This is a genomic window from Alphaproteobacteria bacterium PA2, from assembly GCA_002256425.1.
Lineage (GTDB): Bacteria > Pseudomonadota > Alphaproteobacteria > Caulobacterales > Caulobacteraceae > Phenylobacterium.
The window spans coordinates 413,339-427,892 of record NKIZ01000001.1 but is presented as its reverse complement, the minus strand read 5'-3'; the positions used below and the strand labels follow the sequence as shown (position 1 = coordinate 427,892).

Below are 14,554 nucleotides of genomic sequence, written 5' to 3'. Positions count from 1 at the left end.
AACAGCACCTAGGCGCGGCGCACGGCCTCAATAAACGCCGTGATCAAGGAGGCGTCCTTTAGTCCGGGTCCGCGCTCCACGCCAGAAGAAACATCGACAATTGGCGCCTGGGACCGGGAGATCGCCTCGGCCACATTCCAGGGGTCGAGGCCACCGGCCAGGAACCAGGGGCGCGCAAAGCGACGTCCGGCCATCAGGGTCCAGTCAAACCGGGCGCCGACACCCCCAGGCATGGTGGCGTCCCTGGGCGGTTTGCCCTCGAACATCAGATGGTCGACCAGGCTCTCATAGTCGCCGGCCAGGTCGACATCACGGGCTTCCGTGACCGGTATGACCTTGATGACGCCCAGGCCTGAGCGCTGGCCGATCTCCCGGACACGGGCCGGGGATTCCTTGCCGTGCAGCTGGATGAAATCCGGTCTCAGTATGGTCGCCAACTGGTCGACCAGGGCGTCATCCGGATCGACCGTGATGGCGCAGACCTTCACATTGGTCTGGCGGAGGGGCTGGGCCAGGCGGGCCGCCAGTTCCGGCGAAACGAAGCGGGGGCTTTTTTCGAAGAAGTTGAAGCCGATATGGCTGGCGCCCCCCACCAGGACGGCCTGCACGGTCTCGGGCGTGGAAATCCCACAGATCTTCGCGGTCGCAGTCATGGCCGCCATTAGGGGACTGCGCCGTCTGACCGCAAGGGCCAGACGGCGGTACAGGCCTAGCCCTTCTTCAGAAGGTCGCGGATTTCACTCAGCAGGACCTGATCGGCCGTCGGGGCCGCTGGCGCGGCGGGGGCCTCGGCTTCCTTGCGGCGAATGGTGTTCGCAACCTTGACCAGCATGAAGACAACGAAGGCGATGATCACGAACTGGATCACCGTATTGATGAAGGCGCCGTACTGGATGGCCACTTCTGCGGCCTTGGTCACCGGATCCGCCTCCTTGAGGACGATCTTCAGTTCCGAGAAATCGACGCCGCTCAGCAGCAGGCCGATGGGCGGCATGACAACCTTGTCCACCAGGCTCTTGGTGATGTCACCGAAGGCCGCACCGATGACCACGCCGACGGCCAGATCGATCACATTGCCCTTGGCGATGAATTCCTTGAATTCACTTGCGATACCCATAGCACTCTCTCCCCAGAAAACTGGGCGCTATGTCCTATGATACCTGAGGTCGGGTCAAGCCCGGGGCTGAAGGCCTGATTTGAGGGTCAGATCTATTCGTCGGCGTTGAGCCGCTCGCGCAGTTCCTTGCCGCTCTTGAAGAAGGGCACATGCTTGGCGCGGACATCAACGGACTCGCCCGTGCGCGGGTTGCGGCCCGACCGGGCATCCCTGGACCGGATGGAGAGGGCGCCAAAGCCCCGGAGCTCTACGCGGCCGCCATCTTCGAGGGCCTTGATCATCCGCTCAAGGATTACCCCCACCACCCGCTCGATATCACGCTGGGTCAGATGCGGATTTTCCTGCGCGAGCTGAGCGATGAGTTCCGATTTGATCATGCCAGAATCCGGTTGCGGGGTTGGCGGAACATGGTCGAGTCCTGATTGATGATCAACCCGAAAAACCTCATGTCTTGCGACACTTGCGAATTTTCGTGGTGTCAGCTGGCCGTTTGGGCGCCCCTGAAACGAAAGCAGCGGGCCCGTCTCCGGACCCGCTGCGGTATTTCGTGCTTCGGATGCGCCGCCGGGGCGACGCAGCTGAGGCCTAGTCCTTCTGCGCCTTTTCGCGCAGGGCGGCGCCAAGAATGTCGCCCAGGGAAGCGCCGGAGTCCGAGGACCCGAACTTCTCGATGGCTTCCTTCTCTTCGATCATTTCCAGGGCCTTGATCGAGACCGACACCTTGCGGGCGGCCTTGTCGACCGTGGTCACCTGGGCGTCGACGCGGTCACCCACGGCGAAGCGTTCCGGACGCTGGTCCGCACGGTCGCGGGACAGGTCGGACTTGCGGACGAAGGCCGTCATCGGGGCTTCGTCATCGCCGAACTTCACTTCAATGCCGCCCGAGGTGATCTCGGTGACAGTGACGGTGACGGTCTGGCCCTTGCGGAAGGCCTCGCCAGCCATCGGATCGCCGGCCAGTTGCTTGATGCCGAGGGAGATACGCTCCTTCTCGACGTCGACGTCCAGCACCCGGGCCTTGACCATTTCGCCCTTGTGATACTTGGCGATGGCTTCTTCGCCAGGAACGTTCCAGTCCAGGTCGGACAGGTGGACCATGCCGTCGATGTCGTTTTCCAGACCGATGAACAGGCCGAATTCCGTGGCGTTCTTGACTTCGCCTTCGACGGTCGAACCCACCGGGTTGGCCGCGATGAAGGCATCCCAGGGATTGTCCATGGCCTGCTTGAGGCCCAGGGAGACGCGACGCTTGGACGGATCGACGTCCAGCACGACCACGTCGACTTCCTGGGAGGTCGAGACGATCTTGCCGGGGTGGACGTTCTTCTTGGTCCAGGACATTTCGGACACGTGGACCAGGCCTTCAACGCCGGCTTCCAGCTCAACAAATGCGCCGTAGTCGGTGATGTTGGTGATGCGGCCCGTGAACTTGGCGCCGACTGGGTACTTGGCTTCCACGCCGTCCCAGGGGTCGGACTGCAGTTGCTTCATGCCGAGCGAGATGCGCTGGGTGTCGGGGTTGATCTTGACGACCTGGACCTTGACGGTGTCGCCCACGGCCAGGACCTGGCTGGGGTGATTGACGCGCTTCCAGCTCATGTCGGTGACGTGCAGGAGGCCGTCAATGCCGCCCAGGTCAACGAATGCGCCGTAATCGGTGATGTTCTTGACGACGCCGTCACGGACTTCACCCTCGACCAGCTGGCCGACAAGTTCGGTGCGCTGCTCGGCGCGGGCTTCTTCCAGGATGGCGCGGCGGGACACGACGATATTGCCGCGGGGACGGTCCATCTTGAGGATGGCGAAGGGCTGTTCCTTGCCCATGAGCGGGCCGACGTCGCGGACCGGACGAATGTCCACCTGGCTGCCCGGCAGGAAGGCCGAGGCGCCGCCGAGGTCGACGGTGAAGCCGCCCTTCACGCGGCCAACAATGGTGCCCATAACCGGCTCGTTGCGCTCGTGCACGACTTCCAGACGGGTCCAGGCCTCTTCGCGGCGGGCCTTGTCGCGGCTGATGACGGCTTCGCCCATGGCGTTTTCAACGCGCTCGAGGAAGACTTCGACAGTGGCGCCGATCTTGATCGGGCTTTCACCGGACTCATCAACGCCGAATTCCTTCACGGAGATCCGGCCTTCGGTCTTCAGCCCGACATCGATGATGGCGAAATCTTTTTCGATTCCGACCACGATGCCTTTGACAACCTGACCTTCCATGAAGTCACGGCCGCCCATGGACTCGTCGAGGAGGGAGGCGAAATCGTCCCGGGAGGGACTGAGGCTCATATCGTCAGCCATTTGGGTCTTTCATCTTCTGTGACGCCCCTTCAGGAAAAAGGGAAAGGATCCGAGCCGCACATGGCGGTCGAACGGAATCCCGGCGTCGGGTTAAGGGTTGCAACCGAAGGCGCAGGCGGACCTGCGCGGTTTGAATTTGCCCGCGGCGACCGAGGGAAAGGCGCGGTTGGATTTGCTTACCGGGAAATTTCCCAGCGCGCGCGCGCCGCCTCGACAATGCGGCGGGCCGCATCGGTGGCGCGCTCTATAGTCATTTGCGACGTATCGAGCAAGACCGCGTCGGGCGCCTGGATCATCGGGGCGTCGCTGCGGCCGCCGTCGCGCGCATCCCGGCGGCGGATATCCTCGAGGATTTCGCGGAAGGTGACGTCCTCGCCACGACCTTTCAGCTGTTTGAAACGGCGCTCGGCGCGGACTTCGGGATCTGCGGTCACATAGAGTTTGGCCGGCGCTTCCGGGGCGATCACCGTACCGATATCCCGGCCGTCAATCACCGATCCCTCCGTTCGCCGGGCGAAGACCTGCTGCAGGTCCAGAAGGGCGGCGCGGACGGCGGGATGCACAGCCACCCGGCTGGCGCACTCTCCGGCTTCCCGGGTGCGGAAGTCATCATCGTCCAGATCGCCGGCCTGCAGGTCCCGGGCGACCCGGGCCGCCGCCGCCGCATCATCCAGATCACCGCCCTGGCGCTTCAGGATCACCCCCACCGCCCTGTAGAGCAGGCCGGTGTCCAGCATGGGCAGGTCATAGTGCAGGCTGAGATCGCTGGAGATCGTCCCCTTGCCCGAGGCGGCGGGCCCGTCGACGGCGATGACGAAGGGCGGCCTCAACCCTGCTCTCCGGCCAGTTCTCCGCCCAGGCCGCGCATCATTTCGACAAAACCGGGGAAGCTGGTGGCGATCATGCCGGGCTCATCCACAGTGATCGGCCCATCAGCCGCCAGACCCATGACCAGATGGGACATGGCGATGCGGTGATCGCCCCTGGTGACCACCTGGGCCCCGCCGGCCGCAGGATGATTGCCGCCGCCGGAGCCGACGACGGTCAGGCCCTCGGGTTCTTCCTCGACGCCGAGGCCGCAGGCGCTCAGCCCCGCCGCCATCAGGGCGATCCGGTCGCTCTCCTTGACCCGCATTTCGCCAATGCCGGTCATGCGGGTTACGCCTGTTGCAAAGGCCGCGGCCACGGCCAGGATCGGATACTCGTCAATCATAGACGGCGCCCGCTCGGGGGGCACGTCCACGCCTGCCAGGGCCGAATACCGGGCGGTGATATCGCCCACCGGCTCGCCGCTCTCATCGCGGATGTTCTCTATGGTCAGGTCGGCGCCCATTTCCTTCAGCGTCGTAAAGAGGCCGGTGCGCAGGGGGTTGAGCATGACCCCTTCCACCGTCACCTCGGAACCCGGGGTGATCAGGGCCGCCACAATGGGGAAGGCCGCCGAGGAGGGATCGCCGGGGACCAGGATCTTCGTTCCCGTCAGCTTCTGACCGCCGGCCAGATCGATATGCCGGACACCGTCGCGGTCGACCACATCCACCCGGGCGCCGAAGCCGCGCAGCATGCGCTCGGTATGGTCGCGGGTGGGCTCGGGCTCCAGCACCGCCGCCCCGCCCGCTGCGTGCAGGCCGGCCAGCAGGACCGCCGACTTCACCTGGGCCGAGGGCTCTGGCAGGCGGTATTCGATGCGCCGCAGATCGCCGCCTTTCAGCGTCAGGGGCAGGCGCCCGCCGGACCGGCCCAGGAACTTCGCGCCCATCTCAGAGAGCGGCTTCATCACCCGGTTCATGGGGCGGCCGCGCAGGGAGGCGTCACCGGTGAAGCTGACCGCCAGGTCAAAGCCCGCCGCAGCCCCCATGATCAGCCGCACCCCGGTGCCGGCGTTTCCACAGTCTATGATGTCGGCAGGCTCGGAAAAGCCGCCCTTGCCCACCACCCGCCAGCGGCCGACGCCCAGGTGCTCGACCTCGGCCCCGAAGGCCCGCATGGCGGCGGCCGAGCGCAGGACATCCTCGCCCTCCAGCAGGCCCTCGATCTCGGTCAGGCCCTGCGCCAGGGCGCCGAAGATCAGGGCGCGGTGGGAAACCGACTTGTCGCCGGGGGCGCGGACCCGACCCGTCAGAGGCCCGCCGCGGCGTGCGGTCAGTCCGGGCGAGGTCATGGCGGCTCCTTTTGAGGGCGTAAGGGCTTGGAAAAGGGATTGGGTTTTGACAGCGGCGCCTGCCCGTGGCAAGTGAGCCGGCTCCAATTCACACCCGCCTCAGAGGCCCGCTCCTTGGCTATTCCCGAACTGGGCGCAAAGCAAATTTGCCCCAACTGCCAGGCTAAGTTCTACGACCTGACCAAACGCCCGGCCCACTGCCCGAAATGCGCCCACGAGTTTGACCCGGACGAAGCCGTCCGCAGCCGCCGTGTCCGCGCCCGCGCCACCCCCGTCGACCACGATCTTGATGACGATCAGGAAGCCCAGGTCCGCGGCAAGAATCCCGACGCGGAGGATGAGGAAGAAGAAGAGGTCGTCACTCCGGAACTGGACGCCGTCATTGACGAGCCGATCCTGGCCGTGGACGACGACGATGAGGATGGCGAGCCCGTCGCCGCGCCGGAAGACGAACTGGCCGGTTTCCAGGAAGACGACGACCTGGACGACGACGAAGACTCCGACGTGCCCTTCCTGGAAGACGACGATGAGGACGACTTTGTCGACACCGAAATCGACGGCCTGCCCGGCGAGGGCGAAGAAGACCGATAGACGTCAGAATCAACCCCGCCGTCCCTGTGTGATTTTTCAGTGACGGCGGGCTTGATCCCGGACAACTGTCAGACTAGGTTCCGCGCTCTTCGCGGCGGAGGCCAAACCCTCCAAGGCCAGGAACCCGAATTTTCGGGGCTATAGCTCAGCTGGTAGAGCGCTTGAATGGCATTCAAGAGGTCAGCGGTTCGACTCCGCTTAGCTCCACCATAACGGCCGCTTCCGACGAGGAAGCGGCCGTTTCCATTTGGGGTGTTGATAGTCTGAGGCGATCCTGCCGCTCAGTCTGCGCCCGACCGAGGGAATGGGACCGTTGGACCGGTCCGACGAGCGACAATCACCAGTCCGGTGTTTCCAACCCCAGAATAGAAGGGGCAGCTTCAAGCGCCCGGACCAATGCGGTCCTAGCTCCCCATTCGCAACCTCGATTGAATGTCAGTCGAGCGTCACCTCCAGCACCATGCCAGAGTACGCTGACCCCACCCTGATCAGGGTCAAACGTCGTACATGGCGGTCGATCATTCAACAGGAGCTCGCGCTCGGGCCTAAAGGGCGCCAAGACTTCCCGAAATCGAGTAAATTGCTCTGGGGTCACTTGCAGGGTTTGCCTTTTGATCCGCCAATCCTGATAGCTGCCCCCCTAATGGCCCCGCTCAATTTGGACGCGACCGTCCGGTGAGGCGACGAATTTGATCGTATCGCACCTACCGCAAAACGGTGGCGGTTCGGTCTGGAAGGTGACTGACTCCACCATCGCTGCAGGCGTAGCCGCATCAGTATGAGAGGCGGCAGACATCAACAGGCAGGCCGCGATAAGAAACCGAAGTAACGACTGCATACCTCCTCCAAAATGACGCGCGCACTCCAGGATTTCCGACGCTCTCCGAATAGGTAGCGAACTGTAATCGCCTTCCAAAACAGCGACGGAAAAGCTGAACTTAGCGGAACGGCAATCCAAGTTGTAGGCGAGATATAACTCAGCTTGTGGTCCGCATCGATAGCTAGCTATGCCAACAAGATAGGCCTAGCCTCCCGGGAATTATACGGGGCGCTTGAGGGAGACTGTGATGAGGCAAGGGGCAATCATTTCGCTAACAATGTTGGCGGCACTCTCTTGCTTTTCGAAAGCCTTCGCCGACCCAGGGAGTATTGTCGTGACGGGCTACGGCGAGGTCCGAACTCCTCCAGATATAGCGACGGCGACCTTTGACCTTCGAGGCGAAGGGGCTAGCCCAGATATCGCGACGACAAATCTCGTGAAAAAGTCTGACGCTGTGATCCGTGGCATTTCGGCCATTACCAAAGCAAAACTGACGATAGCGACCAGCAAGCTGAACGTCACAGCAGTGAGAGCGGCGAATTGTGACCCTGAAGGCGACGGACGATCGCGTCTTTCCGCCGGGGCCTGTGCGGTGAGCGGCTACTTGGCTACCATGGAGATGACGGCTGAGATTTCGCCACCCACCGAAGCTGGAACCGTACTTGGTCTAGCCGTCCGTCTCGGGGGTGAAAATGCCAACCTGTATCGTTTCAGCCTTCGCGACCCGACGGATGCACAAAGGCAGGCGCTCACAAATGCCCTTTCAAACGCGCGCAGCAAGGCGCTCGCAATTGCTGAGGGCGCGGGGATGCACCTTGGTCCATTGCTGAACGTGAGGGACCGAGCAACCGAAGACTACGGCTTCAGCGATAACGTGACCGCACCACTAATGGACTCTCCGGTCGCTATGGCAATTATGCCGCCACCTGTCCCCGTAGTTATGAACCCTGAGCCCGTCCTGACTTCTGCCCAAATCATAGTCACCTACAGCGTAGCCCCCTAGATCGCCCGCTTCGAAGATGAGGCTCAAATGAAGCTCGATGACGAGACCGTCGAAAACCTAGGGTACTGGGGCATGTATCCCGGAGCGGCTTTGTTGATGACGATCTGGTCGACCTTTGGCGCGGGTGTTTGCGCCTATGCGGCGATCGGCGGTCTCGCGACCGGGCAGATCACTGTCAGGAGAGCTCTTGCCTTTGGGGCTCTTGCGCTCGTTTTTCTTGCCGCAGGGGCGGCGGCCCGAGGATTGGATCGGCTGTCTCGCCGTCAGGCCAAGCTGAAAAGTCGAAGGCGGCAGGCTTTCTTTGATCAGCCGGCTGAGGCGAAAAAGCCCCCCGCTTGAATCCCCTCCCCTCGCACCCCACCTAGGGTCTGTCGTGTCGCCGCGCCGGTTTCGGGCGGGGGTCCGGCGAGTCGCTTGAGGTGCGAGGACTCTTTGCAATGAACAGGACCATGGTGTTCGACAGCCCCTTCCTGCTCGGTTTCGAGCATACAAGGCTGCTGGCCGAACGGGCCGCCAAGGCGGCGGCGGAAAGTTATCCCCCCTATAATGTGGAAGACCGGGGCGAAGGCGCCCTGCGGATCACTTTGGCTGTGGCGGGCTTCACCCCCCAGACCCTGCAGGTGACCCTGGAGGACCGTCAGCTGACCATAGCCGGTCGCCGGGATGACGGGGGCAAGACCGAAGACGCCTACCTGCACCGTGGAATCGCCGCCCGCGGTTTTGTCCGCGCCTTTGTCCTGGCCGACGGCATGGAGGTTTCGGCCGCCCTGCTGGAGCACGGCCTGCTGCACATCGACCTGATCCGGCCCGAGCCCGCCCGGCTGGTGCGGCAGATACCCATTCAGACGGCCGGCTGATCCGGCCTGATTTCGAGATTTTTGGAGGTGGTCCTGTGACGCCCAAGATGACCCAGATTACCCTTTCCCCCCAGGATCTGGCCGCCCTTGGCGGTCCTAACCTGGTCTATGTGCGCCCGGTGATGGGCGCCGAAATCCTGGCCTCGACCCCGACCGGACGTGTCGAGGGTTATGACCTGCGCCCTGACCAGATCCTCTATGCGGTCCACCGGGCCGATGGCGAGCGGCTGGCCGTGCTGGAAGACCGGGACGCGGCGGTCGCCGCGGCCCTGGCCCACGAACTGGCGCCGGTTTCAGTCCACTAGGGCTCCGGAGCGGAACCCAAACCCGCGCCACCTGTTGTGATCAGATGATGGCGGTCAGCCCCTGGCCGTTATCTTCCTCCGGCCATACCGCCGGGGGGCGACCCAACATTGGATCAGCTCGCCCGCATCCGGGCGGCGGACACAGGAAACGCGACCATGAAATATCTTGCTTCGGCGGCCCTCGCGGCCGCTGCCTTGGCCCTGACGGCCTGCAACAACCCTGCCCCGGTGGCCGCGCCTGCCGCAGAACCCGCCCCGGCGGTTGTTGTGGTCGGGCCTCCCGGCCCGGCTGGCGCCACAGGTGCGACCGGCGTTGAAGGCGCAACGGGCGCAACGGGAGATTCTGGCGCCACCGGCTATGCCGGCGCGACTGGCCAGACCGGCGCCATGGGCGATACCGGCGCAACCGGCGATACGGGAAAGACCGGCGCTGCGGGCGACACGACGGTGATCGTTACCCCGCCCCCCCGCAAATAGCCTGAAGTCGGCGGTCTGGGCCGAAAGGTCTCAGGCCGCCGTCTGGCGCTGGTCCTGGACCAGAAGGGCGCGGATGGCCTCGGCGGCCCGGGACTGGCGCAGCTGTTCGCGCAGATCCTTCTGACGCATGAGGCGGGAAATCCGGGCCAGGCCCTGCAGGTGGACCGAACCGGCCTGACCTTCCGGCGAAAACAGGGCGAAGACCAGGTCCACCGGCTGATCGTCCACGGACGCAAAGTCCACCGGATGCTCCAGGCGCAGGAAGACCGCCCGCATGCGGGAAAGGCCCTCCAGACGGGCGTGAGGCACAGCAACGCCCCGACCAAGCCCTGTCGATCCCGCCTGTTCCCGTTCCGCCAGGGCGTCGAGAATCATGCCGGCGTCGAGGCCGAAATTGCGGGCGGCGATGTCTGAGATCAGGGCCAGGACCTGACGCTTGTCGGTCGCCGTCGCGCGGGGCGCTATGGCGGCCAGATCCAGTACTTCCGAAAAAATCATCTTAACTCGTTACGCCTTACGCAAACGGCCGGGCCCAGTTAGCGACCGTCGGAGACACCTTGATGACAGGCGGAATTCCGCCTGTGACCTAGGCTCCCTTACCGCTTGACGGCTTGGTGCGCTCGGGGTCGATCCAGCCGATGTTCCCGTCGGGGCGGCGATATACCACAGACAATCCGCCGTGCGCGGCGTTCCTGAACACGATTGTTTGAGATTCAGTCAGGTCCAGGTCCAGCACCGCCTGAGAAACAGTCATGGTGCGGATTTCCCGCTCGGTCTCGGCGATGATCAGACCGCTGGGCACGGCCGGGCCGACCGGCAGGGCGTCGGGTTCATCCCAGATATCGTCGTCCTCATCTTCGGGGGCGCGGATGACGAAATAGGCGGCGGTTTCGGCCGCCTTGGCGCTGGCGGCCACCGAATGGCTCTTCAGGCGTCGCTTGTAGCGGCGGACCCGGGTCTCGATCTTGCCCAGGGCCACGTCGAAGGCGCCATGGGCGTCCGGGCCCAGGCCATGACTTTCCAGGTGTTGCCCTGAATCCAGATGAACGGAGCAGTCCACGCGGAAGGAGTGTCCCTCCTTGCTGACCACCACATCTGCGAAACCGCCACGCTCGAAATACTTGGCGATCGAACTCGAAATTTCGTCGGTGACCCGCTCACGCAGGGCCTCCCCGACGGCGACATGCTTGCCGGAGACTTGTACTTGCATGGGGGGAGTGCGCGCCTATCCGCAGGCCCTGTCAAGGACTTGTAGAGGCGGTAACTCAGGCTTGTTTGAGCAGGCGGCGGCGGTCCACGGACGAGGGAATCCGCATGGCCTCGCGGTACTTGGCCACGGTGCGCCGGGCGATATCGACCCCGGTATCCTTGAGGATATCCACCAGGGCGTCGTCGGAATGGACGTCGGCGGCGATCTTCTCGCTCTCGATAAGTTGACGGATCCGGTGACGGACGGCTTCGGCGGAATGAGCCTCGCCGCCTTCGGACGACTGGATGGCCGAGGTGAAGAAGAATTTCAGCTCGAACATGCCCCTGGGCGTGGCCAGGTACTTGTTCGAGGTCACCCGGCTGACCGTGGATTCGTGCATGCCGATGGCGTCGGCCACGGTCTTGAGGTTCAGGGGACGCAGGTGTTCGACCCCATAGGCCAGGAAGCCGTCCTGCTGGCGGACGATTTCCGAGGCGACCTTGAGGATGGTCTTGGCCCTCTGGTCCAGGCTCTTCACCAGCCAGTTGGCGCTGGCCATGCAGTCGGCCACGAAGACCTTTTCCTGCTCGGTCCTTGCGCCGGTGCTGACCCGGGCGTGATAGCGCTGGTCGATGAGCAGGCGCGGCAGGGTGTCGGAGTTCAGCTCCACATGCCACATGCCGCCCAGGCCCTCGCGGACGAAGACGTCGGGCGCCACAGGCTGGCTGGGCTCGCCGCCGAAGGCTGCGCCAGGGCGCGGCGTCAGGGCCTTCAGCTCGGCGATCATCTCGCGCAGGTCTTCGTCGTCGACGCCGCAGGCCTTGCGCAGGCCGGCCATGTCACGGCGGGCTACCAGTTCCAGATTGTCCAGGAGGGCCACCATGGCCGGGTCGCAGCGATTGCGGTCCTGCAACTGCAGCATCAGGCATTCGCGCACGTCGCGGGCATAGACGCCCACCGGCTCGAAGCGCTGGAGCATGCGCAGAATGTCTTCGAGGAAGGTGAGGTCGCAGCCCAGGCGCTCGGCGGTCTCGGCCAGATCGCAGCGCAGATAGCCGCCCTCGTCGACGCTGTCGGTCAGGACCGTGGCGGCGGCCAGTTCAACCCCGCCAAAGCCTGCGACCAGCAACTGGTCCTGCAGGTGTTCAGCCAGGGTCTTGTCGTGTGAGAGCCTCTGCTCGAAATCGTCAGTGTCTTCGAAGCTGCCGCCAGAGCCGGCCTTGGACCAGTCAATGGCGCCGCCGGCGTGCATGGCTTCAGACGCATCGCCCGTGGCGTGCTCGCCGCGGGAGCCCTCGGACTCATAGGTGACGTCCATGGCGCCTTCGGCGCCGCCGACCGGCACCTCGTCCAGGGCGTAGGTTTCGCCGTCCGAGGCTGGCGTCTCGGCGACGGCCTCGCGGTCGCCCTCTGATTCGCGCTCGTCCCTCTGGAGCAGGGGATTGCGTTCGAGCTCGCCCTCGACGAAGGCCTCAAGCTCCATGTTGGAGAGCTGCAACAGCTTGATGGCCTGTTGCAGTTGGGGGGTTATGACCAACCCCTGCCCTTGACGTAGCTCTAATCGCGCACCGAGCGCCAAAACGCCCTCCTGGCCTGTTTCTTGCGTATCAAGCTAGAGGCCGAACCCCACCAGTTGGTTAATGACCGGCGCGGTTTCTGAGAAAGCGCGGAATACCGCCCATTTATTTGGGGGGCGTCTTGTACCTTTCGAACCAGGCGATGATGGCCGCCGTCGTGGCGGCCGACTGGGAAGGCCGCGAAGCATAGCCCCCATGGCTGGCGCCGGGCAGCTTCACCAGGGCGGTGGGCACCTCTCTCAGCTGCAGGGCCGCATAGTATTGCTCGGCCTCGCTGTCTGGCGTTCGCAGGTCATTTTCGCCCACAACCACCATGGTTGGCGTCTTCACATTGCCCACCAGGGACAGGGGGGAACGGGCCCAGTAGCCCTGGGGGTCCTCCCAGGGCGCCTTGCCGAACCAGTAGGGTCCCATGAAGGCATAGCCGTCGGTGGTCAGGACCTGGCTGGCCCAGTTGATCACCGGCTTCTGGGTGGCGGCGGCGGCGAAGCGGTTGGTCTTGCCGACAATCCAGGCCGTGAGCGCGCCCCCGCCGGACCCGCCCGTGACATAGAGGCGGTTGGTGTCGACGGATCCTTTCGCGATCACCGCGTCGACCACGCTCATCAGGTCGTCATAGTCATGGCTGGGATAGTTGCGGTCGATCTCGTTGGCGAAAACCTCGCCGTATGAGGTGGACCCCCGGGGGTTCGAATAGACCACCAGATAGCCCGCGGCGGCGTAGAGCTGGTCCACCGCCGAGAAGTTGGGGCCATAGGCCGAGAAGGGTCCGCCGTGGATCTCGAGAACCAGGGGGTATTTCTTCGCCGGATCAAACTTCGGCGGGGTCAGCAGCCAGGCTTCGATGGGCTTCTGGTCAAAGGATGAGGGGACGACCATGGGCTGGGCCCTGGCCAGGGTCTTGCCCGACAGCAGGTCGCCATTGAGGTCGGTCAACCGCCGCGTGGCGCCGGCCTGAACAACGCCGAGATCCGCCGGGCGGGTGGAGTCGCCCATGGTGATCGCAAGGGCGCCATTGCGGGCCAGGCTGTAGTCGCCGCCGCTGTAGGGCCGGTCAAAGTCTGACCCCATCAGGCCCTGGGCCACCACGGTCCGCTTGCCGTCCAGGCCAACCCTGGCGACCTTGTTGGTCCCGTGGTCATCGAAGATCACATGGATGCTGCGCCCATCGGCGCTCCAGCTGGGCGAAGCGACCGATCGGTCGAAGTCGCCGGTCAGGACCCGGCTGTTGAGTCCATCGGCGTCCATCACATAGAGGCGCTGGTTCTCATAACCGCGCTTCCGGGCGTCGTCATAGCCCACATAGGCCACCTGCCTGCCGTCGGGGGAGACCTGGGGCGACTGGTCGGGACCGACCCGTTTAGTCAGGGGGGTGATGGAATCGTCGGAGAGATCAAGGCGGAAGACTTCCGACTCATTGGGGTCCCGCTCCCAGCCCGGCTGCCGGTTGGCCGCGAAATAGAGGGACCTGCCATCCGGCGAGAAGCTCAGGGGTCCGAAATCGTCGAACTTGCCGAAGGTCCGCTGGCGGGGGGCGCCGCCGTCGGCGGAGACCGTGAATATGTGGGCATAGCCGGGGGTGAGGACCCCTTCCCCATCGGCCCGGAAGGTGACCCGGGTCTCGACCTTCAGCGGGGCCGCCCACTCCGCGCCTTCGGGCTTCGCCGGGGCGGCGCCCAGGGTGGCGGCGGCATCAGGGGTGAGCAGGGTGAAGGCCAGGGTCTTGCCGTCCGGCGACCAGGTAATGGCGCCCGGGGCCTGGTCCAGGCTGGCCACCCGGGCGGAACGGCCGCTGGCCATCCAGCGGACGGTCAGCTGGGCGCCCTTGGGGGTCAGGGCCAGATAGGCCAGCTTCTGGCCGTCGGGGGACCACCGGGGCGAGACAGCGCCCCCGTCTTCGGTCGCCAGCGGCGTCTGGGCGCCGGTCTTCGGGTCGGCCAGCCATATGGTCCGGCGGGCCTTGTCGGTCATGATGTCATTGCTGATCCGCACATAGGCGATCTGTCCGCCATCCGGGCGGAACTGGGGATCGGTGGCCGACTGCAGGCCAAACAGGTCGCGCCCGGTGAAGTTCGGATCCCGCGCCTCGGCCGGCGCTGCAGCAGCGGGCAGGGTCAGAAGGCAGCAGGCGACGGAGGCCAGAAGTAGTGCGCGCATGGGAT

At 64.6% G+C, this 14,554-nt stretch carries 17 protein-coding genes and 1 tRNA gene; 8 read left to right on the top strand and 10 right to left on the bottom strand.

The window, feature by feature from the left end; translation table 11 throughout:
• Positions 1-8: 8 nt before the first annotated feature.
• The 6 genes from CFE28_02145 to aroA form a co-directional block, all read right to left on the bottom strand.
• Complete coding sequence (locus CFE28_02145; protein ID OYU71515.1) at positions 9-653, bottom strand: phosphoribosylanthranilate isomerase; 645 nt, start codon at positions 651-653, stop codon at positions 9-11.
• 56 nt (positions 654-709) lie between these two features.
• Entirely contained in the window at positions 710-1,117 is a 408-nt protein-coding gene (locus tag CFE28_02140; protein OYU68895.1) for a large-conductance mechanosensitive channel, read from the bottom strand.
• A gap of 92 nt (positions 1,118-1,209) precedes the next feature.
• The gene (locus tag CFE28_02135; GenBank protein OYU68894.1) at positions 1,210-1,494 is read right to left on the bottom strand and encodes an integration host factor subunit beta; all 285 of its coding nucleotides are present in this window, start codon (positions 1,492-1,494) and stop codon (positions 1,210-1,212) included.
• A 208-nt stretch (positions 1,495-1,702) separates the two neighbouring features.
• Complete coding sequence (locus CFE28_02130; GenBank protein OYU68893.1) at positions 1,703-3,412, bottom strand: 30S ribosomal protein S1; 1,710 nt, start codon at positions 3,410-3,412, stop codon at positions 1,703-1,705.
• Between the two features lie 176 nt (positions 3,413-3,588).
• Positions 3,589-4,242: a cytidylate kinase gene (locus CFE28_02125; protein ID OYU68892.1), complete on the bottom strand. Its 654-nt coding sequence runs from the start codon at positions 4,240-4,242 to the stop codon at positions 3,589-3,591.
• Positions 4,239-5,573, bottom strand: coding sequence for a 3-phosphoshikimate 1-carboxyvinyltransferase (gene aroA / locus CFE28_02120; GenBank protein ID OYU68891.1), 1,335 nt, complete (start codon positions 5,571-5,573; stop codon positions 4,239-4,241). Before aroA ends, CFE28_02125 begins: the two co-directional genes overlap by 4 nt.
• A 114-nt stretch (positions 5,574-5,687) precedes the next feature.
• Between aroA and CFE28_02115 the strand changes: the two genes are divergently transcribed.
• The 8 genes from CFE28_02115 (at position 5,688) to CFE28_02080 (ending at position 9,626) form a co-directional block, all read left to right on the top strand.
• Entirely contained in the window at positions 5,688-6,164 is a 477-nt protein-coding gene (locus tag CFE28_02115) for a TIGR02300 family protein (protein ID OYU68890.1), read from the top strand.
• A gap of 134 nt (positions 6,165-6,298) precedes the next feature.
• Positions 6,299-6,374: transfer RNA gene (locus CFE28_02110), tRNA-Ala, on the top strand.
• A gap of 250 nt (positions 6,375-6,624) precedes the next feature.
• The gene (locus CFE28_02105) at positions 6,625-6,843 is read left to right on the top strand and encodes a hypothetical protein (protein ID OYU68889.1); all 219 of its coding nucleotides are present in this window, start codon (positions 6,625-6,627) and stop codon (positions 6,841-6,843) included.
• A gap of 388 nt (positions 6,844-7,231) precedes the next feature.
• On the top strand, positions 7,232-7,987 hold the full coding sequence (locus CFE28_02100) for a hypothetical protein (GenBank protein OYU68888.1): 756 nt from the start codon (positions 7,232-7,234) through the stop codon (positions 7,985-7,987).
• Between the two features lie 27 nt (positions 7,988-8,014).
• A complete protein-coding gene (locus tag CFE28_02095) occupies positions 8,015-8,326 on the top strand; it encodes a hypothetical protein (protein ID OYU68887.1) in 312 nt (103 codons plus the stop codon).
• Positions 8,327-8,424: 98 nt separating this feature from the next.
• Positions 8,425-8,844, top strand: coding sequence for a heat-shock protein Hsp20 (locus tag CFE28_02090; protein ID OYU68886.1), 420 nt, complete (start codon positions 8,425-8,427; stop codon positions 8,842-8,844).
• A gap of 47 nt (positions 8,845-8,891) precedes the next feature.
• Complete coding sequence (locus CFE28_02085; GenBank protein OYU68885.1) at positions 8,892-9,149, top strand: hypothetical protein; 258 nt, start codon at positions 8,892-8,894, stop codon at positions 9,147-9,149.
• A gap of 156 nt (positions 9,150-9,305) precedes the next feature.
• Entirely contained in the window at positions 9,306-9,626 is a 321-nt protein-coding gene (locus CFE28_02080) for a hypothetical protein (GenBank protein OYU71514.1), read from the top strand.
• Between the two features lie 30 nt (positions 9,627-9,656).
• Here CFE28_02080 and CFE28_02075 read toward each other — a convergent pair whose 3' ends face one another.
• The 4 genes from CFE28_02075 to CFE28_02060 form a co-directional block, all read right to left on the bottom strand.
• Positions 9,657-10,124 (bottom strand): transcriptional regulator, encoded by a 468-nt coding sequence (locus CFE28_02075; protein OYU68884.1) that lies wholly within the window; start codon positions 10,122-10,124, stop codon positions 9,657-9,659.
• A gap of 88 nt (positions 10,125-10,212) precedes the next feature.
• Positions 10,213-10,836, bottom strand: coding sequence for a ribosomal subunit interface protein (gene raiA / locus CFE28_02070; GenBank protein ID OYU68883.1), 624 nt, complete (start codon positions 10,834-10,836; stop codon positions 10,213-10,215).
• 55 nt (positions 10,837-10,891) lie between these two features.
• Positions 10,892-12,394 (bottom strand): RNA polymerase sigma-54 factor, encoded by a 1,503-nt coding sequence (gene rpoN / locus CFE28_02065; protein ID OYU68882.1) that lies wholly within the window; start codon positions 12,392-12,394, stop codon positions 10,892-10,894.
• A gap of 103 nt (positions 12,395-12,497) precedes the next feature.
• The gene (locus tag CFE28_02060) at positions 12,498-14,549 is read right to left on the bottom strand and encodes a peptidase S9 family protein (GenBank protein OYU68881.1); all 2,052 of its coding nucleotides are present in this window, start codon (positions 14,547-14,549) and stop codon (positions 12,498-12,500) included.
• Between the last annotated feature and the right edge of the window lie 5 nt (positions 14,550-14,554).

Excerpts from the sequence above, each read along its gene's own strand:
- CFE28_02140 (OYU68895.1), bottom strand. The coding sequence starts at position 1,117 with ATGGGTATCGCAAGTGAATTCAAGGAATTCATCGCCAAGGGCAATGTG.
- CFE28_02075 (OYU68884.1), bottom strand. The coding sequence starts at position 10,124 with ATGATTTTTTCGGAAGTACTGGATCTGGCCGCCATAGCGCCCCGCGCG.
- CFE28_02080 (OYU71514.1), top strand. The coding sequence starts at position 9,306 with ATGAAATATCTTGCTTCGGCGGCCCTCGCGGCCGCTGCCTTGGCCCTG.
- raiA (OYU68883.1), bottom strand. The coding sequence starts at position 10,836 with ATGCAAGTACAAGTCTCCGGCAAGCATGTCGCCGTCGGGGAGGCCCTG.
- CFE28_02095 (OYU68887.1), top strand. The coding sequence starts at position 8,015 with ATGAAGCTCGATGACGAGACCGTCGAAAACCTAGGGTACTGGGGCATG.
- CFE28_02145 (OYU71515.1), bottom strand. The coding sequence starts at position 653 with ATGACTGCGACCGCGAAGATCTGTGGGATTTCCACGCCCGAGACCGTG.
- CFE28_02085 (OYU68885.1), top strand. The coding sequence starts at position 8,892 with ATGACCCAGATTACCCTTTCCCCCCAGGATCTGGCCGCCCTTGGCGGT.
- CFE28_02105 (OYU68889.1), top strand. The coding sequence starts at position 6,625 with ATGCCAGAGTACGCTGACCCCACCCTGATCAGGGTCAAACGTCGTACA.
- CFE28_02060 (OYU68881.1), bottom strand. The coding sequence starts at position 14,549 with ATGCGCGCACTACTTCTGGCCTCCGTCGCCTGCTGCCTTCTGACCCTG.
- CFE28_02130 (OYU68893.1), bottom strand. The coding sequence starts at position 3,412 with ATGGCTGACGATATGAGCCTCAGTCCCTCCCGGGACGATTTCGCCTCC.
- CFE28_02090 (OYU68886.1), top strand. The coding sequence starts at position 8,425 with ATGAACAGGACCATGGTGTTCGACAGCCCCTTCCTGCTCGGTTTCGAG.
- CFE28_02135 (OYU68894.1), bottom strand. The coding sequence starts at position 1,494 with ATGATCAAATCGGAACTCATCGCTCAGCTCGCGCAGGAAAATCCGCAT.
- CFE28_02100 (OYU68888.1), top strand. The coding sequence starts at position 7,232 with ATGAGGCAAGGGGCAATCATTTCGCTAACAATGTTGGCGGCACTCTCT.
- aroA (OYU68891.1), bottom strand. The coding sequence starts at position 5,573 with ATGACCTCGCCCGGACTGACCGCACGCCGCGGCGGGCCTCTGACGGGT.